Consider the following 25998-nt stretch of genomic DNA (forward strand, 5'->3'; position numbering starts at 1 on the left):
TAGTCGGCAGTAGTGGGCGTGACCCTTCGTCTGACTGGCTCTGTGCCTTTGACGCGACTTGTCCGCCCGCTGCTGCCGGCGCCGGCCCGGCGGGAGATATTTGGCCTGATCAGGAGCTTGACCGCCAGTTAGCGGCTGGCGTGTCTCATCACAGTCCTGCCATCTCCGCACCGGACCGGACCGTCGCGTCCCCACGGGTGAGGAGAGAACGCATGTCCATGCTGACAGAACTGGTCGAGGTCGTCATCGGCGTCGACACCCACAAACACACCCACACCGCCGCGATCCTCGACGCCCGTACCGGCGCGGTGCTGGACCGGGCGACGGTCACCACCGACCCGGACGGGTACACCGAGCTGCTTGACCTGGCCGAGCGGCACTCAGGGTTGCGGGCCTGGGCGATGGAAGGCGCCGGCGGCTACGGCGCCGGCCTGCACCGCCACCTCGCCGACGCCGGTGAGCTGGTCGTCGAACTGGACCGGCCGAAGCGGCCCGCCCGCCGGGCTGGGGCGAAGTCCGACCCGATCGACGCCGAACGCGCCGCCCGTGACGCCCTCGCCCGCACCCACCTGGCCCAGCCTAAAACCGGACCCGAACGGGCCGCGTGGCAGATGCGGCTGACCGCCCGCCGCGCCGCGGTTGAGGCCGCCACCGCCGCCCAGCGGCAGCTACAGGCGATGGTCATCACCTCCCCCGAGGCGGTCCGTGCCCGATTCCGCAGCCAGACCACCCGGGCGATGATCACTACCGCTGTCCGGCTACGACCCACGACCACCGCCGGTGACATCGAGATCACCACCGCGCTGACAGTGCTGCGCGACCTCGCCCGACGCATCCGCGCCCTGGAAACCGAAGCCGCCGGCCACGAGGCGGCGATCCGCACCATCGTGCGGTCCTGGCGACCGGATCTACTCACCCTGACCGGGGTCGGCCCGATTGTCGCCGCCACCGTCCTGACCGCCTGGTCCCACCCCGGCCGCTGCCGCGACGACGCCGCCTTCGCGATGCTCGCCGGCACCGCACCCATCCCCGCCTCATCCGGCCAAACCATCCGCTACCGCCTCAACCGATCCGGCGACCGCCAACTCAACCGCGCCCTACACACCATCACCCTGTCCCGACTCCGCTACGACGAACGCACCCGCGCCTACGCCGACCGCCGCCGAGCCCAAGGCAAAACCGACCGCGAAATCAAACGCTGCCTCAAGCGCTACATCACCCGAGAGCTCTACCGACGCCTCGAAACCCCACCCCAACCACTTGACGCACCATAGGAGCGTCGCCCGGGGTTCCGGTCGGCACCCCGGACGGTCCGGGGTTCACAGCCGGAGTTCCCGGCCCGGCCAGCGGGAGCGCAGCCACCGGTCGTGGCTGGCCACCACTATCGCGCCCGGCCCGCCGCCCAGCGCCTCCTCCAGCTCGTCGGCGAGCCGGGGCGAGAGATGGTTCGTCGGCTCGTCGAGCAGCAGCAGCGCGGGCGGATCCGCCACCAGCAGCGCCAGCGCGAGCCGGCGACGCTGGCCGACCGAGAGTTCCCCGACCGGCCGCGCCAGGTCACGCGGACCGAGCAGGCCGAGCGAGCGCAGCGGTACGGCCTCGGCCCGGGCCGCCCCGAGCAGCTGCTCGTAGGTGTCCCGCACCGTACGGTCGGGGCGGTCGAAGACGGTGTCCTGGGTGAGCAGCCCCACCGTCAGGCCGCTGCGCCGGTGCAGCTCGCCCTCGGCGGGCAGCCGTCCGGCCAGTACCGCCAGCAGGGTGGACTTGCCGGCGCCGTTCGGCCCGGTGACCAGCAGCCGGTCGGTGGCCTGCACGTCGAGCCGGTCGAGGGTGAGCCGGCCGGGCACCCGGAGGTCCCGCAGCGACAGCAGGATCCCGTCCGGCGATCTGCTGGCCAGCCCGGTGGCCCGGAACCGCAGCGGCTCCGGCGGCTTGCGCACCTGGTCGCGTTCGAGTTCGTCGAGGCGGCGGGTGGCGTTGCGTACCCGGCGGGAGATCTGCTGCTGCACCCGGCCGGTGGTGTGGCCGTAGCCCATCTTCTCGCTGTCCCGCTTCGCCCGGCCCGGTGCCACCTGGTGCGCGGTCACCGCGGCCGAGTGCCGCAGCTCGGCGAGTTCCTCCTGCTCCTGCGCGAACCGCCGCTGCCAGCGGTCCCGTTCGGCCCGCTTCTCCGCCTGGTAGTCGGTGTAGTTGCCGCCGTACCGGGTCGGGCCGTCGACCGACGGGTCGAGGTCGAGCAGGTCGGTGCAGACGGCGTCCAGGAAGGCCCGGTCGTGACTGGCCACCACCACCACTCCGGGCAACTCGCGCAACTGCTCCTCCAGGAACACGGCGGCGGCGTCGTCGAGGTGGTTCGTGGGCTCGTCGAGCAGCAGTGCGCCGGGGCGGCGGACCAGCAGCGCCGCCAGGGCGAGCCGGCCGCGCTGCCCACCGGAGAGCGAGGCGAGAGTGCGGTCGTGCGCCAGGTCGCCGAGGCCGAGCCCGGCGAGAACGATCTCGGCCCGCCGGTCCGCGTCCCAGGCCGCGTGCCGCTCCGCGCTGTCCAGCCGCTCGCCGTAGCAGCCGAGCAGGTCGGGATAGCCCGCCGCGTCGTCGGGGGTGTCGGCGAGCGCCTGGCTGAGCCGGTCGAGTTCGGCGAGGTCCGCACGGGCCTCCCGGAGGGCGTCGTCGAGTACGTCGGTGATCGTCGAGGTGGGTTCGAACGGCATCTCCTGGTGCAGGAAGCCGAGTTCGGGCGGCCGGACGACGTCGCCGCCGTCCGGTTCGTCCGCCCCGGCGAGCAGCCGGAGCAGGGTGGACTTGCCGGCGCCGTTCTCGCCGATCAACCCGATCCGGTGTCCGGGCGCGGCGGTCAGGGAGACGCCGTCGAGCACCCGGCGGCCACCGAGGGTACGGACGAGGTCATGGGCGAGCAGGGCAGACTGGGACATCGCGACACCACCGTGCGGAAATCGAGCCTTTCGCCCGCCGGGCAGAGGTGCCTCGGGCGCGGGCGCGGGAAGTGTCAGCGGCTCACATCGCGTTCAACATAACCGGCCCCGGCCGGTCGTCGCAACGGATCCTCCATCTCCGCCGGGACCGGTCCAGCCGGGTGCCGGGAGAACCGGACGACCAGGCCGGAAGCGCGCTCAGCGGCGCCAACCGGGGTCCCGGCCGACCAGCCCGAGGATCCGGTCCAGGGTCGGCGCGGTCTCCGGCACCTCGACCTCGGGTCCGTAGACACCCATCTGCCGGCCCTGCTCCGCGGTCCTGCCCACCTCGTCGTGCACGTATCCGAGCAGTTCCCCGTCCCAGTCCGGCCGCTGCCCGGTGGCTTGGGCCAGGTCCCAGGCGTGCACCACCAGCTCGCTCACCACCATGCCGCCGACCAGCGCGGCGGGCAGCTCGGTCGGCCCGGCCATGTGGGTGGTGCCGGCCCAGGCGGCCGGCTCGGCCCAGGCCGCGACGATCCGCTGCACCTGCGCCGTCAACGCGGCGGCCCAGTCGGGCCCGGTCAGGTCCAGCTCGGTCGGGTCGCCGGCCGGCGGCGGTACGGTCTCCTTCCGCCCGGCACCCGCAAGCGACGGGCCCCAGAAGAGCAGATGGTTGACCAGTTTGCGGACGTCGTACTCGGCGCACGGGGTGGGGGAGTCGAGCTGGCCGGGCTCGACGTGTCGGATGATCTCGACCAGGGGAGCGGCCGCCCGGGCCACCAACTGCGGGTCAGACATGCCGGCAAGCAAAGCACGAGGTGGCTGTCACGTCTTGAACGAACGCGACATAACCTGGCGGGCGTGGCCAGGGACGCACGCGAACTCGGCGGCGCGTGGACGAGACACCAGCGGCACGCCTTCCCGACCCCGTCACCGGATCTCGCCCGGTACGTCGAGCGGTACTGGGTCGTGTCCTGGGAGTACGCGGAGCCGTACCGACAGTTGATCGTTCCGTACCCGAACGTGCACCTGACCTTCCACGGCGGCCGGGGGACGGTGACTGGCGTCAGCAGCGGACACCAGGTCAGGGTGCTGGCCGGCGTCGGCCGGGTGTTCGGGGTGGCATTCCGGCCCGGCTGTTTCCGCCCGTTCCTCGGCGCCCCGGTCTCGACCATCACGGACCGCTCGATCGACGCGGCCGAGATCTTCTCCGGTGACCCGCCGAGCCTGGCCAATGCGCCGAGCCTGGGCGGTCCGCCGGACGCGGCCGGTCCGCTCGACGTGCCGGCGGTGGAGGACTACCTGCGGCGGCGCCGGCCCGAGCCCGATCCCCGGGCGGAGGAGGTCGCCGGGATCGTCGGCACGATCGCCGCCAACCCCGGGATCAACCGGGTGGACGTGCTGGCCGAGCGGCTCGGGACGGGCGTCCGGGCCGTGCAGCGGCTCTTCGCCGAGTACGTCGGGATCGGTCCGAAGTGGGTGATCCGGCGATACCGTCTGCACGAGGTGACCGAGCGGCTGGCCCGGGGCGAGCCGGTCGACTGGGCCGCCCTCGCCACCGAACTCGGCTACGCCGACCAGGCGCACTTCGCCCGCGACTTCCGGAAGATGTTCGGCGAGCCCCCGACCCACTACGCCGCCCGTTACTGACCGCCGAGTCTGCCTGGCCGGGCAGGTCCGAAGCCGGGAAGCGGCGACTCGGACCTGCCCGGAGGTGCTCAGTTCAGGACGTGAGCCAGCGCTGAGCGATGGTGCCGTTGCAGTCGTAGATCCACAGTGCGGTGCCGTTTGTGGTGTTGCCGTTCGGCACATCAAGGCACCGCCCTGACGCCGGGTTGACCAGGCTGAAGTTCGGTCCGATCACCCACTGCTGGTGGGTGGCGGCACCTGCCTGGCAGACATAAAGGTTTACCGGCGACTTGTTGGCGGTGGCACCGTTGGCGACCGAGAGGCAGTAGTTGGCGATCTGGATCTGTCCGCCGCCGAGCATCGCCCAGCGTTGCGCGGCGGCGCCGCTGTTGCAGTCCCAGATCTGGACCTTGTTGCCGTTGGTCATCTGGCCCCGGTCGTTGTCCAGGCACTTGCCGGCGAAGACCGATCGGATGAGGCCGATCCCGGTCGTGTCCAGGGTCCAGCGTTGGTTGGCGCCGCCGTGGCAGTCGTAGATGTAGACCTGGCTGCCGCTGGTGAGCGGTGTCTCCGCGTCCAGGCAACGGCCCGATACCGGGTTGACCAGCGAGTCGTTCGGCCCCGGTTGCCAGCGCTGCGCGGCGGTCCCGTTACAGGTGTAGAGCTGGACCGGATTCCGGTTCGCGGTGCCGCCGTTGGCCACGTCCACACACTTGCCGGCGATCCGGAGGCTGCCGTCACCGACGATCGTCCAGATCTGCGAGTTGGGACCCGCGTTGCATTGGTATGCCGAGATGGCGTTGCCGTTGGTGGTGGCGCTGTTGTAGTTGTCGAGGCAGTAGCCGGCCGCACCGACGCGGAGCAGGCCCTGGTTGCCGCCCGCGTTGGCGAACGGTGCGGCCAGGGTGTTGCTGCCGGTGTTCAGATGGCCGTTGACGGTGCTGTTGCCCCGGTTGGTCCAGAGGTCGGGGCGACCGTCGCGGTTGATGTCGGTGCCGTCGATGGTCGGGGTGGAGGCAGCGTCGAAGCCGCTGGTGGCGTAGACGGTTGCCGGGCTTCCGGTGATGCCGGCGGGAGTGCCGGTGGTCTTGTTTCCGGTGAGTAGCTCCAGTCGTCCGGTGCTGTTGGTCCGGGCGAAGAGCGCCGGGTCGGCCCCGACCGCGGCGGCGGTGATGGTCCGGCCGGTCCAGCCGGTGCTGAGCAGGGTCGGCGCGTCGTAGGCTCCGGGCGGGAAGCCCGGTGGGTAGAGGTAGAGGGTGTCCCCGACGATCACGTAGAGGTCAGGCAGTGGTGAGCCGGTGAGGCTGGGCCAGGGCGAGGCGACGATCTGGTCGACTGTCTGGTTGCCCGGCTCGCCGTCGATCCGGGGCAGGAGGACGCGGATCCGGTCGACCGGGTCGAACGGGCTGCCATCGCCGGCACCGGGCAGTACGTGCACGTTGCCGTCGGCATCGCTGCGCGGCAGCCGTACCAGCAGGTCCTGGGCGCCGTCACCGTTGAGTTCCAGCGGGCTGACCGTCGAACCGGTCCAGTCGGTGAGCGCGCCGGTGCCACCGGCGCCGCCGGGACCGTCGGGACCGACCTGCACCCCGCTGTTCAGCTTGCCGGTGCCGTCGGTGCTGACGTGCAGCCATGCCCCGGGCCGGAAGGCGGTGCCGACCGCGACATGGTCGGGGCGGCCGTCCCCACTGAAGTCACCTGCCGGGGCCGGTGTGGTGGGTGCGTCGGTGGTGAAGCGGTGGATGCTGACCGGGCCGGGGTTTCCGGCGCCGTTGATGGCGTAGACGTAGAGGATGTTCGGGCCGAACCGGCGGGGGGTGATGCTCGCACTGGTGGCCGCGCCGCCGGACTGTGCCGGGAGCAGCGTCCCGCCTCGGAACGGACCGTAGGACTGCGGCACGGTTGCCGGGGGCGGGGTGTTCAGGCTGTAGACGTAGCTGATCGGTGGGTCGGTGCCGGAGGGTGGGGTGAAGGTGAAGCTGCCGGGGGTGCCGACCGGTGCTCCGGTGGTCCCGTCCGGGTAGGTCGTCGAGGTCACCGCTGGTGGGGCCGGCTGGCGGCTGTTGAAAACGAACCGGCAGGTCGGGCTCGGCAGGCTGGCGTCGCGGCCGTCGTATGCCTTGACGTTCCAGGCGTACCGGTGACCGTCGGTGAACGAGCTGGCGGGCAGGGTGACCGAGGCGACCCTGTTGTTGCTGACCGTGACCTTGGGGGCGGCGACGGTGGCGCCGGTGGTCTCGTTGACGATGCTGAACTGGCCCTCGAGCTGCGTCTGGGTGCCGTCCGGGTCGGAGAGGTTCGCCGAGAAGGTCACCGAGGTGTTGCCGATCTGGCCGACCGGGTCGCTGTTGCACGGCACGTTCGGGCTGGTCACGTACCGGTCCGGGGTACGCGGGAGCGAGTTGAACGTGATCGAGATCGTCGGGTTGTTCTGGAACTTGCGCCAGGCGTACTTGTCGCCCTCGTGGTTGTTGATCAGACCGAGGGTGGCGGTGGACCACTTGCCGGCGGCGGCGCTGCGGATCAGCGCGAGCACGTTGAAATCGTGCTGCATCGGGTTCTCGCTGCCGTCGCTGCGCCAGTTGCCGGGAAGCTTCCGAGAGTCGATCTGCTCGTACCGTACCGGTTGCTTGCTCCAGGTCGTCGAGCTGCTGATCACGCCGGTACGGAAGATCTTGAAGTAGTAGTCGTCGCTGTTGTTGGCCGACCAGACCGACTTGGTCTGCAGGGTGGCGCTGATGATGTTCGCGTTCCAGAGCCCGCTCGATATCGGGAACTGGAAGTACGACCGGGCGACGTAGTACTGCGCCTCCCAGCCGTTGTAACCGGCCCGGGCCCGACCGCTGTTGTTCCAGTAGGACGTGCTGGTGCGGCTACTGTCGACGTAGGTCCAGGCGTTGCGGGCGGGTGCGGTCGAGTTCGGGTTCCACGCCGGGTCCAGGAAGAGCGGGTAGCGCACGTCCGGGTCGGCGAAGAGAGCCGGGTCCGGCGAGAGGGTGAGGGCGTTGCCGCTGACCCGGGCGGTGACCCTGGCACGCTTCGCGGCAGAGCCCGGCTCGGTGGCGGTGGAGCGCAAGGCGGTGCCGGGGGCCGCCTCGCCGCCGGCCGTCGACGCGCCGGCCGGTCCGGACGGGGCGGTGCTGGAGTCCCAGATTTCCGGGGTCGGGGCGGTGAAGACGGTCCGGCCGTGCCGGTCCTCGGCGGACAGACCGCCGCCGGGTGCGGTACGGAGGGTGGCGTTACGGGTGACGAGGGAAAGGGTGAGGTTCCGCACTGTCGGCCTCGCTGCCGCCGCGGCGCTCTTGATCACTAGCGCGTGCGAGAAGCCACCATGCTCGTTGGCGGTGACCACCAGGTCGACCCCGGGCAGCGCGGCCGGGTAGGTCGCGGTCGCGCCGGACACGGTCGGCGCCGGTAGCCGGGCCGGGAACCGTAGGCCCAGTTGGCTGTCGCCGTTGGTGACCATCGCGAACGGGTCGGTGCCGCCGCCGGAGAGCACCAGGTCGTACGGTGCGGCGACCGGGCTGTAGCTGCCGTCCGGGTTGCGGCGCAGGGTCGGGTCGAGCGCCACCCATCCGCCGTCCCGCTTGACGCGTGCCGGCTGCGGGGTCACTTCCATCGACAGGGTGCCGTCGGGGTTGGCGAGGGTGCGGGTGGTCGCGGTGGTCGCCGTACCGACCTCGACCGGCTTGCCGGTACGCCGCGCCTCGACGGCAGCGCGGCCCGTGTCGTCGAGGCGGGCGAGCGGGGTCGGTGACTGGACCGGCGCCAGCTCGCCCCGCGCGGCGGCCGGAGTCAGCGCCACCGCCCCCGAGGCGGCCAGGACGCATCCGAAGAGCGTCAGCGCGGATGCTGTCCGACGGAATTTTTTGAAGGCATGGTCAGCCATTCGGTCCCCCGTTGCGGGCTAACTTCGAATAGTTCGACTGTCTGTCCGATTAGCTCGGATATGGGGCAGGGTCGGAGTGTGACCTGCGGCTCGGACCATACGACTCAGACGCAGGAAAGTCGAGTCACTTCTGTTTGGAGAGAAAACTCGTCTCCTTTGCAGAATTCTTGAAGCCCGGAACCGTAGGGTCCGGCCACCGTATCGATAATTCGGGGGTATTCAGCATGGCGAGTACTGTGCGATCGCTTCATCGCTATCTCGCAGGGGTGCGCGACCGGCGGCCACGAGCCCGCCTGGGAGCCTTTCCTGGACACCGGCACCACAACGTGGCCGTACGCCGGGCGACCGGCTCCGCCATCGCGGCCGTCATGCTGGCCTCGGTCGGGATGGCCGTCCTACCTCCGGCTCCGGCCGCAGCCGAGCCGCCGGCCGAGCAGCGCTGGTCAAGCGTCCGGGGTACCCCGATGCCACCGGCGCCGAAGCGGACGCCGAACTTCGGCGAGCGTTGGGCGGCGCCCCGGGTCGACTGGCCGGCTGGCGGCTCCGCGACGGTCGAGCTGGGTGCCGCGCCTTCCGCCGACCGGTCTGCCGGGGTACCCGCCGGCAAGCTGCCGGTACGCGTCGCCAAGGCGAGCCCGGAGGGTCCATCCGGACTGCGACTGACACTGGCCGACCGGGCCACCGCCGAGCGCGCCGGCGTGAACGGACTGCTGCTGCGGGCCGCCCCGGTCGCCGGCGCGGACAAGCCCGGCCGGGTGCGGGTCTGGGTCGACCCGTCGAGCGTCGTCGGGGAGTACGGCGGGGATTGGGCTCGCCGGCTGCGTCTGGTTTCCTTGCCGGCGTGTGCGGCGACCGTTTCCACCGACCCGGCCTGCCGGGTGCCGACCCCGCTCGAGACGCGGTGGGAGAACGGGCAACTCACCGCCGAACTGAATTTGCCAGGCAGAGGTTCGACGGGCGGCGACCGGACCGGCGCGACCGCCACGGAGGCCGTCTTCGCGGTCACGGCCGGCGCGGCCGGGGACACCGGCGACTACAGCGCGACCCCGCTCAAGCCGTCCGGTTCCTGGACGGCCGGTGGCAGCTCGGGCGACTTCGGTTACACCTACCCGGTCGACCTGCCGCCGGTGCCGGGTGACCTGGCGCCGTCGGTCGAGCTGAGTTACTCGTCCCAGTCGGTCGACGGGCAGCAGGTCTCCACCAACAACCAGTCGTCGGCGATCGGCGACGGCTGGGACTATTCGCCGGGTGCGGTGGAACGCACCTACCGGACCTGTTCCGACGATTCGGCGGCGCCGAAGGTGAACGACTCGTGCTGGGCCGGCCCGATCGTGAGCGTGTCGTTCGGGGCCGGCTCCGGTGATCTGGTCTACGACCCGACGGTGCCGACCAAGTGGCGGCTCTCCAGCGACAACGGCGCCCGGGTCGAGCTGCTGACCGGTGCCGACAACGGCAGCCACGGCGGCGAGCACTGGAAAATCACCACCCAGGACGGTACGCAGTACTTCTTCGGAAAGAACAAGCTGCCCGGGCACAGCGGCACCAACCCCGTCACGAACTCGGCCTGGACGCAGCGGGTCTACCACCCCCGCTCCGGCGACCCCTGCTACAAGTCGACCGGCTTCGCCAACTCGCACTGCGAGATGGCCTACAAGTGGAATCTCGACTACGTCGTCGACCCGCACAAGAACGCCATCGCGTACTACTACGGCACCGAGACCGGCTACTACGGGCCGAACAAGAGCTTCACCCCGGACAAGTACACCCGGGGCGGCTACCTCGACTACATCGACTACGGGCTCCGCGACCCGAATCCGTACGCGGGCCGCTCTCCGGCTCGCGTCGACTTCACATACGCGGAGCGGTGTGTGGAGTCGGCGACGGTCTGCGCCCCGGCCAACATCGACGCCAACAAGAGCAAGTGGCCGGACACACCGTGGGATCTGAACTGCAAGTCGACAGGTGACTGCTATATGCACACGGTCACCTTCTGGAGTCGGCTGCGGCTCACCGGCATCACCACGCAGGTCAACAACGGCTCTGGCCACACCACTGTGGACACGCACAAGCTGACCCACACCTTCCCGGCGCCGGGCGACGGCACGACCCCGGCGCTCTGGCTGGCCTCGATCCAGCACACGGGCGGCACCGGTACGAGCGCCATCACCCTGCCGCCGGTGACGTTCGAGCCGACCAAGCTGCCCAACCGGGCCGACGGGCTGGACGGCGCACCACCGATGAACCACAACCGGATCTCGACCATCACCACCGAACTGGGTGAGGTGGTCGGGATCGGCTACCGCACCGAGTGCGCGGCGCCGGTCTCGCTCGCGCCGGAGAGCAACACAAAGCTCTGCTACCCGGTCTACTGGACCAAGGAGGGAGCGGACAACCAGACTCGGGACTGGTTCCACAAGTACGTGGTCACCGAGGTCACCGACCAGGACACCACCGGCGGTGGCACACCGGTCTACACGAAGTACGACTACCTCGACGGCGGCGCGTGGGCGTTCGACGACAGCGAGGTGGTCAAGGACAAGCACCGCACCTACGGGCAGTGGCGGGGCTTCGGCCGGGTGCAGACCCGGGTCGGTGCCGGTGCCGACCAGAAGACGCTGAGCGAGGAGATCTACTACCGGGGGATGGACGGCGACCGCCTGCCTAACAGCGGCCGGCGTGTCGCGAAGGTGAAGCTCTCCACGGCGGTGACCGTGCCGGGGGCCACGGTCGAGGTGCCGGACCAGAAGCAACTCGCCGGTTCGGTCCGGCAGACCATCCGGTACAACGGTGACGGCGGGCCGGTGCATGACAGCACGGTCACCGACTACTGGGTCAGCCCAGCCACCGCGACCCGGAAGCGGTCGACGACCGTGGGCGATCTGACCGCGCACATGGTGCGCACCGCGTCGACGAAGACCACCTCGGCGATCACCTCGACCAGCCCCACCAGCTGGCGGACCACCCGGGTCGACACCACGCACTCCACGACGACCGGGTTGCCGACCGTGTCCTACGATTACGGCGACGTGAGCCAGCCGAGTCAGGCCACCTGCGCGGTCACCACGTACGCGCCGACGAACACCACGGCGCACATCGTTGACAAGGTCGCCCAGACCGAGACGTTCGCGTTGCCGTGTGGCGGGTCCGGCACCAACGGGCAGACCGCGCCGGCCTCGGTGAGCCGTCCCGCCGACGTGATTTCCAGCACCCGGGCGTTCTTCGACACCCCGACCTACGCCACCAGCTGGCCGCAGCCGGCGCCGACCATCGGCGACGTCAACGTCGTCCAGCAGGCGACCGAGACCGGCTTTCTTACCAGCGCCAAGACGAAGAACGACGTGTACGGCCGGCCGCTGGAGTCGTTCGACGCCAACGGCAACAAGACCACCACCGAATACACGATGACGAACGGCCTGACCACGGCGATCAAGACCACCAACCCGAAGGGCCACGTCACCACGGCCACGCTCGAACCGACCCGAGGTCAGGAAATCGGGGAGGAGGACGTCAACCGGCACAAGACCACCCAGCGGTACGACGCGTTGGGTCGGCTCGTCGGATTGTGGCTGCCCGGTCGGGACCTCAGCCAGGGCGCAAACGAGAAGTACGCATACACGGTCTCGACGACGGTACCGTCGACGGTCACGACGTCGAACCTCAACGACGACGGGTCATACCGGGCTCAGGTTGAGTTTTACGACTCGCTCGCCCGGCCCCGGCAGGTGCAGGCGTCCAGCCCGGTCGGAGGTCGGTTGGTTACCGACTCGTTCTACGACTCACGCGGCTGGCTGCGGATGTCCAACAACCAGTACCACGACACGTCCAGCACGCCGAACAGCACGATGCTGAACATGGTCGGCAAAGACCAGCAAATTCCGAACCAGGACCTCATCACCTATGACGGCCTGGGTCGCAAGACGTTGATCGTGTCGCGATCCAAGGGCGTCACCAAGTGGCAGACGCATTCGGTGTTCGGCGGCGACCGGATCACCACGATCCCGCCAGACGGTGGCACCCCCACCACCACGGTGACGGACGCCCGGGGGCGCACCACCGCGAAGCTGAGTTACCGGTCCATGCCCACCGTCACCGGCTCGGTGGTCAGTGGCGGCAACCCTGTGAAGATCAGTTATCGGTACGACCGCCGCGGCTTCCAGGACCAGGTCGCCGACGACGACGGCAACTCCTGGACCACCACATACGACCTGCTGGGCAGGGCCGTCAAGAAGGTGGATCCGGACTCCGGAACGACGGATCTGCGCTACGACGCCAACGGCAACCTGACTTCGACCAGGGACGCGCTCGGCCGGACCATCACCAGCACGTTCGACTCGCTCGACCGCAAAACGGGCGAGTACGACGGCACCAGCACCGCCGCGCCGCCGCGGGCGATCTGGACCTTCGACTCGACCACCATCACGAACGGCCTTGGCGAGGTCGCCAGCGAGACCAGCTACGACAATGGGCTGCCCTACGTCGTCAGGCCGACCGGCTACAACAGTTGGGGGCAGGAACTTGGCACGACCGTAGCCGTTCCGACCAGCGCTGACAACGGCGCCCTGGCCGGCACCTACACCTTCACCAATGAATACACCGCCACCAGCGGCCTGCTGAAGAAGACCGTGCTGCCGGCTGGTGGTGGCTTACCCGCCGAGGTTGTCAACCACACCTACACCGCGATGGACCTGCCGTCCGGGATAGGCAGCTCGCTCGGCAACTACGTCGACTCGACGAAGTACACCCCGTTCGGGCAGATCTCGCAGAGCAAGTTCGGCTTCGGCACCACAAACACGGCCTGGACCACCTACATCTACGACGAACACAGTTCCCGGCTGCGCAACACCTACGTCGACCGGACCGGTGCCGGCACCTCCCGGACGAACGACGTGTCGTACGACTACAAGCCGTCGGGGAAGATCACCAAGGTCACCGACGTCCGTAACGCGGGTGCGCAGCGGGAGACCCAGTGCTTCCGCTACGACCTGCTTGGCAGGCTCAGCACCGCTTGGACCGCGACGGACAACTGCGCGGTTGACCTCTCGACTGGGGGCACCAACGCCACCGTCGGGGGAATCAGTCCGTACTGGACAAGTTGGACCTACAACGACGTCGGCGACCGCACAAAGCAGGTGCAGCACGGGGTGCCCGGGGGCGCTGGCGACACCACCACGACGTACACCTATCCGGCGGCCGGCGGCGCGCAGCCGCACGCGGTTCGGTCCGAACAGGTCACCGGACCGGGCGGCACGGCGACCCGGAGTTTCCAATACGATGCGCTCGGCAACACCATCACCCGAATCACCCCGGAACGGGGCACCCAGACCCTCGACTGGAGCAGTGACGGCCGGCTCACCAAGGCTCGCACCGGAGCAACCACGGACGCCGCCAACGTCTACGACGCGGCAGGTGAACTGCTGCTCCAGCGGAATCTGAAGGAGAAGACCGCCACCCTCTACCTACCCGGTCAGGAGCTGACCCTCAGCACGGCAAGTGGCACGGTCAGCGGTCGGCGGTTCTACTCCGGACCTGACGGCACGACCTGCGTACGCAGCGGCACCACCGCCGGGGCGTACAGCTACCTGGTCAACGACCGGCTCGGCACCGCGACCCTGACCCTTGACAACAACGGCACCAACCCGAAGTGGCGGGCGTTCGACCCCTACGGCGCACCGCGGGGCGTGGTCCCGACCAGTTGGCCGAACACCCGTGGCTATCTGGGCAAGCCGACCGACAGCGCCACCGGGTTCACCGTGCTCGGCGCTCGGCACTACGACCCGGGTGCGGGACGGTTCATCAGTGTCGACCCCATCTTCGACACCGAGGATCCGAACCAGATCGGTGGATACACCTACGCGGGCGATGATCCGGTCAACCGATCCGACCCGGGCGGAACGAACGCCTACGACAGCCAGACACCGTGCGCCAGGTACAACTGTGGGGCCGCGAACGTCGACAACTCACCGGACGCCACCGAGAATGCGACGAACAACGCCGCCAACGGCTGGCACGCCCCGCCGCGCCCGCCGAAGAAGAGCGGCGGCGACAAGGGAGGTGCGCCGAAGAAAAAGAAGAAGTGCGGCATGTTGTGCAAGGCCAAGAAGGGCTGGGACGCCAGCGTCAGGTGGGCGAAGACCCCGGCGGGCACCGGCGCGCTTGTCGGCATCGGCATTGGCCTCGGCTGTTCTGCCTTCACGCTCGGGTTCGGTACCCTGGCCTGCGGTGCGCTGGCCGGCGCCGTGAGCTCCGGGTTGACCTCGCATCTGGAGGGCGACGGACTGGGGACCGTGTTAAGAAAGGCAGGTATCGGGGCGGTGTACGGCGCCGCCGGTGCAGGTGTGGGAGGCGTCATCGCTTCGTCGGTTGCGAGTGCGGCGGTGGCGGCCACGGGCGCCTTGGTCGGTACGGTTGTCAAGGCAGGGCTGAAAGCGAGCGCCGTCTCGAGTGGGGTGAAGGCGGCCGGCAAGACTTTGTTCAAAACTCTCGGCAAGACGACCAAGCAGGAAGTATCAGCCTTGGGCAAGTTCTACCAGTACAAGCCGCGTGAGATGAAGGCCCTGGCCGTCATGCACAAGAATCTGCTTCGGCCGGGTCGGCTTGTCTTCCGTTCGGAGCAGTTCGGGGGCAGGAGTCGTGGCATGGGGGCTGGCATCTATTCCGGTTTGCTGACGGCAAGCCTTCCTAAGTCGGTGGCGTCAGGCTTCTTTGGCGGGCACCTTCCGGCGGGTCCAGACGATTGGAAAAAGTTGGACACGTGGAACCCGAACAACGGGGTGTCCGCATTCTTCGGCGGCCTGTTTACCTAAGGCGACGGTCGTTCTGTGAGGCTGCGTGTGCAGTGTTTCGCCTTTGCTGCGGTCGTCTACGCGGTCGGCCTGGCGATCTGCGCGGCGCTCCTCGGCGTACAGAACCTGTACGCCGGGGAGTCGCCGCTCGCTTCCGGTGCGGAGGTGACCGGCACTGCGCGGATCGGGGAGTGCGCACGTAGCGGCCCGATCAGCGAATACGGATTCGGCTACTGGTGGGACTGTGAGGTCACCGTCTCACTGCCTGGTCCGCGCCAGGTGGTGACGGTCCTGGGACATTCGATCGTCACTCCGGAGGATCGGGGCGGTCCGGTGCGGTTGGAGGGCCATTGCTCCCGCACCGACCCGGATGACTGTACGTTCGGTCGGGGCGGTCATCCGTTGGTCGGGATGCTCGTCCCGGTGCTCGGTATGGTGTCCATGCTGCTTCTCGGCTCGACGCTCTTTCTCGGCGGGGCGTTCCTCATGGTCGCCCTGCTGGGGGCGGATCTTGCGTGGCGACTGATTCGCAGGCGCCTCCGCCCGAACGAACGCCCGCCGGACGACCAGTGGTTCACCGCTGTGCCGGAGGGCCGAGGCTTTCGTATTTCGATGGGAAGACTACTACTGGCGGTCGTACTGCTGAACTTCGTTCTCTACACGCTGGCCGCCGAGCTTCTCTGACCATGTAGGCCCTGACTGGGACGCCAGTTCGGTCCCAGCCAGGGCGAACCTCGGCGAACCTGGCAGGAAGCGGATTGAGGCGCCGGTGCAGCGGTGGGAATGCACCGATCCTGCCAAACCAGTTCGTTTCGTAACCTGGTGTGAGTGCCCTACCCCAGGGGTCCGACCTCGGCCTCGATCGTCGCGCGCAGCTCGGGACCGGCGATCACCGCACTGGTCGCCTCCATCACCGGGGCGAGGAAGATGTCCGGCCCCGGCTCGCCGACGGCGTCCCGGAGCGCCGCCACCGCCGCCCGCCCGGCCGGGGACGGGGTGAGCGGGGCCCGCAACTGCAGTCCGCGTACCCCGGCGATCAGCTCCACCGCGAGCAGGCTGGTCAGGTTCGCAAGCACGGTACGCAGCTTCTTGGTCGCGGCCCAGCCCATCGAGACGTGGTCCTCCTGCATGCCGCTTGTCGGCAGCGAGTCGACCGAGGCGGGTGCGGCCAGCCGCCGGTTCTCCGCGACGATGCCGGCGGCGGTGTACTGGGCGATCATCAGCCCGGAGTTGACCCCGGCGTCCGGGGAGAGGAACGCCGGCAGGTCCCGGGAGCGGGTCACGTCGAGCAGCCGGTCGACCCGGCGTTCGGCGATCGCCCCGACCTCGGCGGCGGCGATCGCCAGATAGTCGGCGGCGAAGCCGAGCGGGGCGCCGTGGAAGTTTCCGGTCGACTCGACCCGCCCGTCCGGCAGCACCACCGGGTTGTCCACCACCGAGAGCAGTTCCCGGCCACTCACCTGCTCGACGAAGGCGAGGGTGTCCCGGGCCGCCCCGGCGACCTGCGGGGCACAGCGCATTGAGTACGCGTCCTGCACGGCGTGCGACAGGTCGTCCCGGTGCGAGTCCATGATGGACGACGACTGCAGCAGCCGGTGGATGTTGGCCGCCGACAGCGCCTGCCCCGGATGCGGGCGGATCGCGTGCAGTTCCGGCAGGAACGGACGCTCCGAGCCGAGCATCGCCTCGATGGCCAGCGCCGCCGTCACGTCCGCCATCGTGAAGAGGTGCCGTGCGTCGGCGACGGCCAGCAGCAGCATCCCGAGCATCCCGTCGGTGCCGTTGACGAGTGCCAGCCCCTCCTTGGCGGCCAGCTCCACCGGGCGCAGCCCGGCCGCGCGCAGCGCGACAGCGGCGTCCTGCCGGCTGCCGTCCGGGCCGACCACCCAGCCCTCGCCGAGCAGCACCAGAGCGCAGTGTGCCAGCGGGGCCAGGTCGCCGGAGGCGCCGAGCGATCCGTGTTCCGGCACCCACGGGGTGATGTCGGCGTTGAGCAGGTCGGCGAGCGCCAGGGCCAGCTCGGGGCGTACCCCGGAGTGGCCCAGCGCCAGCGAACGGATCCGCAGCAGCATCATCGCCCGGACCACCTCGCGGGGCATCGGGGCGCCGACTCCGGCGGCGTGCGAGCGGATCAGCGCGTGCTGCAACTCGGCCCGCCGGTCCGGCGCGACGAAGGTGTTGGCGAGCGCGCCGAAGCCGGTCGAGACGCCGTACACCGGGCGGCCGGTCTGTTCGATCCGGTCCACTATCGCCCGGCTGGCCGCCATCGCATCCAGAGTGGACGGATCGAGGGCGACGCCGGCGGCGCCCCGGGCCACCGCCAGCACGTCGGCCGGGGAGACCCCGGTGGGCTGGACGACGACGGTTCGGGTCACGGTTGACATTGCGGTACTCCGTTGTGCAGGACCTGGCTGATCAGTGGAACACCGGGCCGGTAGGCCAGGTGCAGGTAGGAGGGCGCGTCGAGGATGCTCAGGTCGGCCGGTACGCCCGGCCGGAGCGCCCCGGCGTCCGGGCGACGCAGCGCCCGGGCGCCACCGGCGGTGGCCGCCCAGACCGCCTCCGCCGGGGTCATGCCCATCTCGCGGACCGCGAGCGCGATGCAGAACGGCATCGACGAGGTGTACGACGATCCGGGGTTGCAGTCCGTCGCCAGCGCCACCGTCACCCGGGCGTCGAGCAGCCGGCGCGCGTCCGGGTACGGCGACCGGGTGGAGAACTCGGCCCCGGGCAACAGCGTCGCCACCGTCTCCGACATCGCCAGCGCGTCGACGTCCTCGTCGGACAGATGGGTGCAGTGGTCGACGCTTGCCGCACCCAGCTCCACCCCGAGCTGCACTCCCGGCCCCGGGCCGAGCTGGTTGGCGTGCACCCGTACGCCGAGCCCGGCCGCCTGCCCGACGGTGAGGATCGCCCGCGCGTGGTCGGCGTCGAAGGCTCCCCGCTCGCAGAAGACGTCGATCCACCTCGCGTACGGCAGCGCGGCCCGGAGCATCGGCCCGCAGACCAGTCCGACGTAGTCGTCGGGGCGGTCGGCGTACTCGGGCGGTACGACGTGGGCGCCGAGGAACGTCGTCTCCGGGGTGAACTCGGCGGCGATCCGCAGCGAGCGGGCCTCGTCGGTGACGCTGAGCCCGTACCCACTCTTGATCTCGATCGTGGTGCTGCCCTGCCGGACCGCCTCGGCGCGCAGCCGCGCGACGGTGTCCCGGAGCTGGTCGTCGTCGGCGGCCCGGGTGGCCGCGACGGTGGTCCGGATCCCACCACCGGTGTACGGCTCGCCGGCCATCCGGGCGGCGAACTCGGCGGCCCGGTCACCGGCGAAGACCAGGTGGGAGTGGCTGTCCACGAAGCCGGGCAGCACCGCCCGGCCGTCGGCGTCGATCCGCCGGTCGGCGGCCGGGGCGTACCGGGCCGGCCCGATCCAGGCCACCTCGCCCTCCTCGACCAGCAGCGCCGCCTTGCGCCGGATGCCGAGCGGCCCGCCCTCGCCGATCCCGGCGACGTTCGTCACCAGCTCGCCGATGTTGTCGATCAGCAACCTCATGCCGCAGTCACCGCCCCGGTCGTCAGGTCGACACGGACCGGCACCACCCCGGTCGACAGGTCGACACCGTCACGCGCCACACCGACAAGCAGCCTCATGCCGCCGTCACCGCCCCGATCGCCGCCGCCAGTTCGGCCGGTACGTCGACGGTCCGGTGCCGGCCCTCCCGGACCACCGGGCGGCCGTCGCAGCCTCATGCCGCCGTCACCGCCCCGATCGCCGCCGCCAGTTCGGCCGGTACGTCGACGGTCCGGTGTCGGCCCTCCCGGACCACCGGGCGGCCGTCGACGAGCACGTCGGTCACGTCGGCGGCACCGGCCGCGAAGAAGACCCCGACCGGTGGCGTACCGGCGGTCCGGGCGCTGTCCAGCCGGACGGTGACCAGGTCGGCCCGGTCGCCCGGAGCCAGCCGGCCGGCGTCCGGCCAGCCCAGCGCGGCGTGCCCGGCCCCGGTCGCGGCCCGCAGCAGCTCCACCGGGGTGAAGTGCCCCCGGGCCAGGGTGGCCAGCCGCAGGTTCAACTCCACCGCACGGGCCTCCTCGAAGAGGTCGAGCACGGCGTGGCTGTCGCTGCCGAGGCTGAGCGGAACGCCGTCGTCGGCCAGCTCCCGGAACGGACCCACCCCGTCGGCCAGGTCCCGCTCGGTGGTCGGGCAGGCGCAGACCCCGGTGCCGCTGCCGCCGAGCGCCCGGATGTCGGACCCGGTCAGGTGGGTGGCGTGCACCGCCGTGGTGGCCGGGCCGAGGACGCCGGCCTCGGCCAGCAGCGCGGTCGGGCTCTTGCCGTGGTACGCCAGACACGCCTCGTGCTCGGCCGGCTGCTCGGCCAGGTGCAGGTGCAGCGGGGCGGCCCGGTCGGCGGCCCAGCGGGCGACCTCGGCGAGCTGGTCGGCGGGGACCGCCCGGACCGAGTGGATCGCGGCGCCGACCCGGGCGTGTGCGCCGGCCGGGGTGAACGCGCCGGCCCGTTCCGCCCAGCGCGCCGCGTCGCCGTCCCCGAACCGCAGCTGCGGCCCGGCCAGCGGGTCACCGTCCACTGTGGCAGTCAGATAGCAGGTGTCCAGCAGGGTGAGCCGGACACCGGCCTGGGCGGCGGCCTCGACAAGCGCCGCGCCCATCGCGTTCGGGTCGGCGTACGGGGTGCCGCCGGGACGGTGGTGCAGGTAGTGAAACTCGCCGACGCCCGTGATGCCGGCGAGCGCCATCTCGGCGTACGTGGCGCGGGCCAGTGCGAGGTAGCTGTCCGGGTCGAGCCGGTCGGCGACCGCGTACATCGCCGCGCGCCAGGACCAGAAGTCGCCCCGGGCGCCGTGGCCGCGCCCGCGCAGCGCCCGGTGGAAGGCGTGCGAGTGCGCGTTGGCCAGCCCCGGCAGGGTCAACCCGGGCAGCCGGCGGGCGTCCGGCGGCACCGGCACCCCGGGCGTGACCGCGCCGAACCGCCCGTCGACCACCTCGATCAGCACGTCGGCGTCCGGCTCCGCACGATCCGGCAACCAGGCGTACTCGGCGTGGTAGCGGATCCGCTCCGGCCCGGCCGGAGTCGTCGTCGCACCGGGGGCGGTCATCCGGCGGCCAGTCGGGTGAGCAGGTCGGCGAGTCGGCGTACGCCCTCGGCGCAGTCGTCGTCGCTTGCCGTCTCGGCAGGGGAGTGCGACACCCCGGTCGGGTTGCGCACGAACAGCATCGCGGTCGGCACGTGCTCGGCCAGGATCCCGGCGTCGTGCCCGGCGGCGGTCGGCAGCACCGGCACACCCTCGGCGAGCACCTCGCGGAACGCGCCGACCAGTCCGCCGTCGAACTCGACCGCCGGGCTGAGCGACTCGCGGGTGACGGTGAGCGTCGTACCGTCCCGGGTGGCCCGGTCGGTGGCTTTGCCGCGTACCCCCTCGACCAGCGCTTCCAGGGTGCCGGCGTCGGCGGCTCGGGCGTCGAGCCAGCCGCGGACCCGGGCCGGGATCGCGTTCGTGGCGTTCGGCTCCACCTCGACCCGGCCGATCGTGGCGTGCGCACCGCGCAGCCGGGCCTCCTTGTTCGCCGCCAGCACGGTGAAGGCGTAGGTCAGCATCGGGTCGCGCCGGTCCGCCATCCGGGTGGTGCCGGCGTGGTTGGCCTCGCCGGTGAAGTCCAGCCGCCAGCGGCCGTGCGGCCAGATCCCGCTGGCCACCCCGACCGGGGCGCCGAGGTCGGCCAGCGCCCGGCCCTGCTCGACGTGCAGCTCGACGAAGGCGCCGATCCGGGCCAGCAGCTCCGGCCGGGCCCCGGCCGGCCGCCCGCCGGCCGCCTCGGCCAGGCTGATCCCGTTCCGGTCGGTCAGCGCCGCCGCCCGATCCGGATCGAGCGCCCCGGTGAGCAGCCGCGACCCGAGACACGGTACGCCGAACCGCGAGCCCTCCTCCTCGGCGAACGCCACCACCCCGACCGGCCGGCGGAACTCCCGCCCCTGTTCCCGGAGCGCCCGGACCGCCAGCAGGGCGCTGACGATGCCGAGCGGGCCGTCGTAACCGCCGCCGTGCGGCACGGAGTCGAAGTGGCTGCCGACCAGCACGGCGTCGCCCCGCTCCGGCGGCGGGCCGTACCAGGCGAACAGGTTGCCGTTGCCGTCCTCCTCGACCGTGTGCGCCCCGTCGGCGGTGGCGACGTGCCGGAACCACCGCTCCAGTTCACGCACCGGCTCGCTGAAGCCGTACCGCAGATAGCCGCCGGTGCCGGAATCCCGCCCGATCGGCGCGATCTCCGCCCACACCCGCTCGAAAGGAAGGGGCCCTTCTACAACAGAATCCGATAACAAGGGGCCCTTCCTTACACTTCGGCCATGGGAATGCGGAGGTTGCCGCGGGTGGCGGCGGCGGCGGCTTCCGGGTAGCCGGCGTCGACGTGCCGGAGCACGCCCATCGCCGGGTCGTTGCTGAGTACCCGCTCGATCTTCTGCCCGGCCAGTGGGGTGCCGTCGGCGACGCAGACCTGGCCGGCGTGGACGGAGCGGCCGATGCCGACCCCGCCGCCGTGGTGGATGCTCACCCAGGAGGCGCCGCTGGCGGTGTTGACGAGCGCGTTGAGCAGCGGCCAGTCGGCGATCGCGTCCGAGCCGTCGGCCATCGCCTCGGTCTCCCGGTAGGGGGAGGCGACCGACCCGGCGTCCAGGTGGTCCCGACCGATGACGACCGGTGCGGTCAGCTCGCCGCTGGCCACCATCTCGTTGAACCGGACCCCGGCCAGGTCCCGCTCGCCGTGCCCGAGCCAGCAGATCCGGGCCGGCAGCCCCTGGAAGGCGACCCGCTCGCCGGCCAGCCGGATCCACCTGGCAAGCGACTCGTTCTCGGGGAAGAGGTCGAGTACCGCCCGGTCGGTGGCGGCGATGTCGGCCGGGTCGCCACTCAGGGCCGCCCAGCGGAACGGCCCTCTGCCCTCGCTGAACAGCGGCCGGATGTACGCCGGCACGAAGCCGGGGAACGCGAACGCCCGGTCGTACCCGCCGAGCTGTGCCTCGCCCCGGATCGAGTTGCCGTAGTCGAAGACCTCGGCACCGCCGTCCAGGAAACCCACCATCGCGGCGACGTGCTTCACCATGGCGGCCCTGGCCCGTTCGGTGTACTCGGCCGGCTTCGCCCGGGCCAGTTCGGCGGCCTCGGCCAGCTCCACTCCCTCCGGGACGTACGAGAGCGGGTCGTGTGCGCTGGTCTGGTCGGTGACGACGTCGATCTCGACGCCCCGGCGGAGCAGCTCGGGGAAGACCGTGGCCGCGTTGCCGACCACACCCACCGAGAGCGCCCGGCGTTCCCGCCTGGCGGCCAGCGCCTGCTCGACCGCCTCGTCGAGCGAGCCGGCCACGGTGTCCAGGTAGCGGGTGGCGACCCGGCGGGCCAGCCGCTCCGGGTCGACGTCGACGACCAGGCAGGCGCCGCCGTTCATGGTCACCGCGAGCGGTTGTGCCCCGCCCATCCCGCCGCAGCCGGCGGTGAGCGTCAGCGTGCCGGCCAGCGAGCCGCCGAACCGTTTGGCGGCGACGGCGGCGAAGGTCTCGTAGGTGCCCTGGAGGATGCCCTGGGTGCCGATGTAGATCCACGAGCCGGCGGTCATCTGGCCGTACATGGTCAGGCCGAGCTGTTCGAGCCGGCGGAACTCCGGCCAGGTCGCCCAGTCGCCGACCAGGTTGGAGTTGGCGATCAGCACCCGGGGTGCCCACTCGTGGGTCCGCAGCACCCCGACCGGTCGGCCGGACTGCACGAGCATCGTCTCGTCGTCGGCGAGCGTGCCGAGGGTACGCACCAGCGCGTGGTACGACGGCCAGTCCCGGGCGGCCCGGCCGGTCCCGCCGTACACGACCAGGTCGTCGGGGCGCTCGGCGACCTCCGGGTCGAGGTTGTTCATCAGCATCCGCAGCGCCGCCTCCTGCGGCCACCCGACGGCGGTCCGGGCGGTGCCGCGGGCGGCGCGGATCGGCTCGGGCATGGCAACTCCTCCTGCGGTGGGACGGTGGTGCGGATTGTGGTGTGCGTTCTGCGGTGGAACCGACGGCTGCTCAGCCGACGAAGAGCTGGCGGCGGGCGGCGGACTGCTCGAACTCCTCCAGCCGGCGCTGCGCGTCGGCCGGTGCGGCGTCACAGATCGCCTGGAGCAGCACCATCGACAGCGCCATCGGTGCGGTGTGCAGGTCGAAGACGAGCTGGGCGCCGACCGCCGCCGGCAGCACGATGTCGGCGTACTCGGCGGCCGGGGTGACCGCCGAGTCGCTGATCACCACCACCGACATCCCGGCCGCGCGGGCGGTGGCGAGCGCGTCCAGCGATTCCCGGGGGTACCGGGGCAGCACGATGCCGAGCAGTGCGCTCGCCCCGGCGGCCGTGGCCTGTTCCAGCCGGTCGGTGAGGAGTGTGCCGCCGGAGTCGAGTACCCGTACGTCGGGGTGCACCTTCGCGGCGAAGTAGGCGAAGTACCCGGCCAGCGGCGCGGCGGCGCGCAGCCCGAGTACGACGAGCGGGCGGCTGCCGGCCAGCAGGGTCCCGGCGGCGGTCACCCCGTCGCGGTCGGCGAGCTGCTCGGCGAGCCGGTCCAGGTTGTCGGCCTCGGCGCGGATCGCCCGCTGCATCTCGTTGCCGGCCGGCATCCCGAGGTCGGCGCGGCCGTGGCCGGCGGCGGCGATCTCCCGGAGCCGGCGGCGCAGTGCCGGGTAGCCGTCGTAGCCGAGCGCCATGGCGAACCGGGTGACCGAGGGCTGGCTGACCTTGGCCAGCTCGGCGACCTCGGCGGCCGAGAGGTAGGCGGCGGAGGCGGCGTGCTGGACGAGGCTGTGCGCGATCCGTCGCTGGGTCGGCGTCAGCCGGATGCCCTGGAACAGGTCGAGTACGCGGTCCACCGGCGGCGCCGCGATGACAGCGCTGTCATTCACAGGAAGACTTTATGCATGAAACAATTCAGAGGGCAATGGCTGTGCTGAACATGGTAGAACAATTCGGGTGAATGGTACAAGCCTCCGCCGGGCTGTCGTCCGTACCCGGCTCGCTCCCGTCGCGGCGTTCCCGAAGCGGCTGCTGCGGGTGGCCCGGCACGACGCGCGGGTGCTCGGCCTGTCGGCCAGGTGGCTGCTCACCTCCCGCGAGCACCACAACTACACCTACGACCTGACCAGGCTCAGCCGGGAACACCTCGCCTGGTTCGTCAGCGTCACCTGCGACGTGCCGGTCGGGCAGGTGCGGGCGTACCTCACCGAGATCGAGCGGGACGAGCCGCTGCGCCGGCACATCGAGCGGGCCACCGCCGGCGCGGACCGGCGCGGCCTGGCCGACCGGCGTGTCCGGTACGCCCGCCGGATCGGCTGGTATTCGATCGTCCGGGCCACCCGGCCGCGGCACGTCGTGGAGACCGGGGTGGACAAGGGACTCGGCACCTGCGTACTCGCCTCGGCCCTGCTGCGCAACGCGGCCGACGGCGTACCCGGCCGGGTCACCTCGCTGGACGTCAACCCGGAGGCCGGCTACCTGGCCAGGGCCGAACCGTGGGCCGGCGTGGTCGACCTGGTCGTCGGCGACTCGCTCGCCTCGATCCGGGCGACCGACCGCCCCGTCGACCTCTTCCTGCACGACAGCGACCACAGCGCCGGGCACGAACGCCGGGAGTTCCAGGCGGTGGAGCCGAAGCTGGCACCCGGCGCCCGGCTGCTCACCGACAACGTCACGGTGACGAACGTGCTCGCCGAACACGCCGAGCGGACCGGCCGGCGGTTCCTCGCCTACCGGGAGACCCCGGCCCGGCACTGGTATCCCGGCGACGGGATCGGGATGGCCTGGTAGCGAGCCCTTCGACGCGTCCGTGGGCAGCGCCGGAAACCCCCGTCCGGCGGCCGGTGACGCTGTGGCACTGTGAACGGCATGCGGCTGGTCTCCCTGCACACGTACCCGGTGAAGGGCTGTTACCGGCGGGACCTGCCCGCCGCCCGGGTCGAACCGTGGGGCCTGGCCGGCGACCGGCGCTGGATGATCGTGGACGACGACGGGATCGGCGTCACCCAGCGCCAGGTGACCGGCCTGGTGGCCATCCGGCCGGAGCCCCGCCCCGGCGGACTGCTGCTGCACGCCGCCGGCCGGCCCGCCCTGGAGGTCACCGAGCCGACCGACGGCGAGCAGGTCGCGGTACGCGTCTTCTCGAACCTGGCGGCCGCACCGGCCCGGCGGGCCGACCCGGCCGCCGACGACTGGCTCTCCCGGCTGCTCGACCGCAGGGTCCGGCTGGTCTGGCTCGGCGACCCGTCCGTCCGGCCGATCCCGGACGCGGACCTGGTCGACCCGGCCGACCGGGTCAGCTTCGCCGACGGCTACCCGCTGCTGCTGGCCAACGACGCCTCGCTGGCCGCGCTGAACGCCGCGCTCGCCGAGTCGGGCGACGTCGGGGCGCCGCTGCCGATGACCCGGTTCCGGCCGAACGTGGTGGTCGGCGGTGCCGCGCCGTGGGCCGAGGACGACTGGACCGGTTGCCGGCTCCGGATCGGTCCGGTGACCTTCCTGGTGGCCAAGCCCTGCGGCCGGTGCCTGGTCACCACCACCGACCAGGAGACCGGGGTACGCGGCCGCGAGCCGCTGCGCACCCTGGCGAAGTACCGGCGGATCAACCGGCAGCTGGTCTTCGGGCAGAACCTGGTCCCGGTGGCCGGCCCGCCCGGAGCGCCCGACACGCTCACCGTCGGCGACCTGGTGCGGCTGCTCGACTGAGCTGAGCAGCCCGGACGCGCCGCATCGACGGCGCGCGCCGC

The 25998-nt window shown here is 71.2% G+C and carries 15 protein-coding genes; 6 read left to right on the forward strand and 9 right to left on the reverse strand.

Going from position 1 to position 25998, the window contains the following annotated elements; genetic code table 11:
• Positions 1–212 precede the first annotated feature (212 nt).
• Positions 213–1274, forward strand: a complete 1062-nt coding sequence (locus tag ACN28A_RS21605) for an IS110 family transposase (RefSeq protein WP_421397428.1) — start codon at positions 213–215, stop codon at positions 1272–1274.
• Between the two features lie 45 nt (positions 1275–1319).
• On the opposite strand, the gene ACN28A_RS21610 is transcribed toward ACN28A_RS21605, so the two are convergent.
• A complete protein-coding gene (locus ACN28A_RS21610; protein ID WP_421397429.1) occupies positions 1320–2927 on the reverse strand; it encodes an ABC-F family ATP-binding cassette domain-containing protein in 1608 nt (535 codons plus the stop codon).
• A gap of 198 nt (positions 2928–3125) precedes the next feature.
• Positions 3126–3707: a TIGR03086 family metal-binding protein gene (locus tag ACN28A_RS21615; protein ID WP_421397430.1), complete on the reverse strand. Its 582-nt coding sequence runs from the start codon at positions 3705–3707 to the stop codon at positions 3126–3128.
• 63 nt (positions 3708–3770) lie between these two features.
• Here ACN28A_RS21615 and ACN28A_RS21620 point away from each other — a divergent pair, with 63 nt between their 5' ends.
• Positions 3771–4559, forward strand: coding sequence for an AraC family transcriptional regulator (locus ACN28A_RS21620; protein WP_421397431.1), 789 nt, complete (start codon positions 3771–3773; stop codon positions 4557–4559).
• 73 nt (positions 4560–4632) lie between these two features.
• Here ACN28A_RS21620 and ACN28A_RS21625 read toward each other — a convergent pair whose 3' ends face one another.
• Positions 4633–8427: a ricin-type beta-trefoil lectin domain protein gene (locus tag ACN28A_RS21625; protein ID WP_421397432.1), complete on the reverse strand. Its 3795-nt coding sequence runs from the start codon at positions 8425–8427 to the stop codon at positions 4633–4635.
• A 326-nt stretch (positions 8428–8753) separates the two neighbouring features.
• On the opposite strand from ACN28A_RS21625, the gene ACN28A_RS21630 reads away from it, so the two are divergent.
• Both ACN28A_RS21630 and ACN28A_RS21635 read left to right on the forward strand, forming a co-directional pair.
• The gene (locus ACN28A_RS21630; RefSeq protein WP_421397433.1) at positions 8754–15230 is read left to right on the forward strand and encodes an RHS repeat-associated core domain-containing protein; all 6477 of its coding nucleotides are present in this window, start codon (positions 8754–8756) and stop codon (positions 15228–15230) included.
• Between the two features lie 15 nt (positions 15231–15245).
• Positions 15246–15893 (forward strand): DUF6346 domain-containing protein, encoded by a 648-nt coding sequence (locus ACN28A_RS21635; protein WP_421397434.1) that lies wholly within the window; start codon positions 15246–15248, stop codon positions 15891–15893.
• Between the two features lie 149 nt (positions 15894–16042).
• On the opposite strand, the gene hutH is transcribed toward ACN28A_RS21635, so the two are convergent.
• The 6 genes from hutH to ACN28A_RS21665 all read right to left on the reverse strand — a co-directional run bounded on the left by hutH (position 16043) and on the right by ACN28A_RS21665 (position 24141).
• Positions 16043–17593: a histidine ammonia-lyase gene (gene hutH, locus ACN28A_RS21640; RefSeq protein ID WP_421397435.1), complete on the reverse strand. Its 1551-nt coding sequence runs from the start codon at positions 17591–17593 to the stop codon at positions 16043–16045.
• Positions 17581–18756 carry an imidazolonepropionase gene (gene hutI / locus ACN28A_RS21645; protein WP_421397436.1) on the reverse strand — a complete coding sequence of 392 codons (1176 nt, stop codon included), beginning with the start codon at positions 18754–18756 and terminating at the stop codon, positions 17581–17583. The genes hutH and hutI overlap by 13 nt, the downstream gene beginning before the upstream one ends.
• Positions 18757–18949: 193 nt before the next feature.
• Positions 18950–20320, reverse strand: a complete 1371-nt coding sequence (locus ACN28A_RS21650; RefSeq protein WP_421397437.1) for a formimidoylglutamate deiminase — start codon at positions 20318–20320, stop codon at positions 18950–18952.
• Positions 20317–21543 (reverse strand): allantoate amidohydrolase, encoded by a 1227-nt coding sequence (locus ACN28A_RS21655; protein ID WP_421397438.1) that lies wholly within the window; start codon positions 21541–21543, stop codon positions 20317–20319. The genes ACN28A_RS21650 and ACN28A_RS21655 overlap by 4 nt, the downstream gene beginning before the upstream one ends.
• Before the next feature lie 11 nt (positions 21544–21554).
• The gene (gene hutU, locus ACN28A_RS21660) at positions 21555–23204 is read right to left on the reverse strand and encodes a urocanate hydratase (RefSeq protein ID WP_421397439.1); all 1650 of its coding nucleotides are present in this window, start codon (positions 23202–23204) and stop codon (positions 21555–21557) included.
• A gap of 70 nt (positions 23205–23274) precedes the next feature.
• Positions 23275–24141 (reverse strand): MurR/RpiR family transcriptional regulator, encoded by an 867-nt coding sequence (locus ACN28A_RS21665; protein WP_421397440.1) that lies wholly within the window; start codon positions 24139–24141, stop codon positions 23275–23277.
• Between the two features lie 67 nt (positions 24142–24208).
• Between ACN28A_RS21665 and ACN28A_RS21670 the strand changes: the two genes are divergently transcribed.
• Both ACN28A_RS21670 and ACN28A_RS21675 read left to right on the forward strand, forming a co-directional pair.
• Positions 24209–25042, forward strand: coding sequence for a class I SAM-dependent methyltransferase (locus tag ACN28A_RS21670; RefSeq protein WP_421397441.1), 834 nt, complete (start codon positions 24209–24211; stop codon positions 25040–25042).
• 78 nt (positions 25043–25120) lie between these two features.
• Positions 25121–25957: an MOSC domain-containing protein gene (locus tag ACN28A_RS21675; protein WP_421397442.1), complete on the forward strand. Its 837-nt coding sequence runs from the start codon at positions 25121–25123 to the stop codon at positions 25955–25957.
• The last annotated feature ends 41 nt before the right edge of the window (positions 25958–25998 follow it).

Source organism: Plantactinospora sp. WMMB782 (assembly GCF_049179135.1).
Lineage (GTDB): Bacteria > Actinomycetota > Actinomycetes > Mycobacteriales > Micromonosporaceae > Plantactinospora.

What these genes read in the sequence shown, in the direction of transcription:
- hutH (WP_421397435.1), bottom strand. Translation starts at nt 17,593, where the DNA reads ATGTCAACCGTGACCCGAACCGTCGTCGTCCAGCCCACCGGGGTCTCC.
- ACN28A_RS21675 (WP_421397442.1), top strand. Translation starts at nt 25,121, where the DNA reads ATGCGGCTGGTCTCCCTGCACACGTACCCGGTGAAGGGCTGTTACCGG.
- ACN28A_RS21610 (WP_421397429.1), bottom strand. Translation starts at nt 2,927, where the DNA reads ATGTCCCAGTCTGCCCTGCTCGCCCATGACCTCGTCCGTACCCTCGGT.
- hutU (WP_421397439.1), bottom strand. Translation starts at nt 23,204, where the DNA reads ATGCCCGAGCCGATCCGCGCCGCCCGCGGCACCGCCCGGACCGCCGTC.
- ACN28A_RS21625 (WP_421397432.1), bottom strand. Translation starts at nt 8,427, where the DNA reads ATGGCTGACCATGCCTTCAAAAAATTCCGTCGGACAGCATCCGCGCTG.
- ACN28A_RS21615 (WP_421397430.1), bottom strand. Translation starts at nt 3,707, where the DNA reads ATGTCTGACCCGCAGTTGGTGGCCCGGGCGGCCGCTCCCCTGGTCGAG.
- hutI (WP_421397436.1), bottom strand. Translation starts at nt 18,756, where the DNA reads ATGAGGTTGCTGATCGACAACATCGGCGAGCTGGTGACGAACGTCGCC.
- ACN28A_RS21605 (WP_421397428.1), top strand. Translation starts at nt 213, where the DNA reads ATGTCCATGCTGACAGAACTGGTCGAGGTCGTCATCGGCGTCGACACC.
- ACN28A_RS21650 (WP_421397437.1), bottom strand. Translation starts at nt 20,320, where the DNA reads ATGACCGCCCCCGGTGCGACGACGACTCCGGCCGGGCCGGAGCGGATC.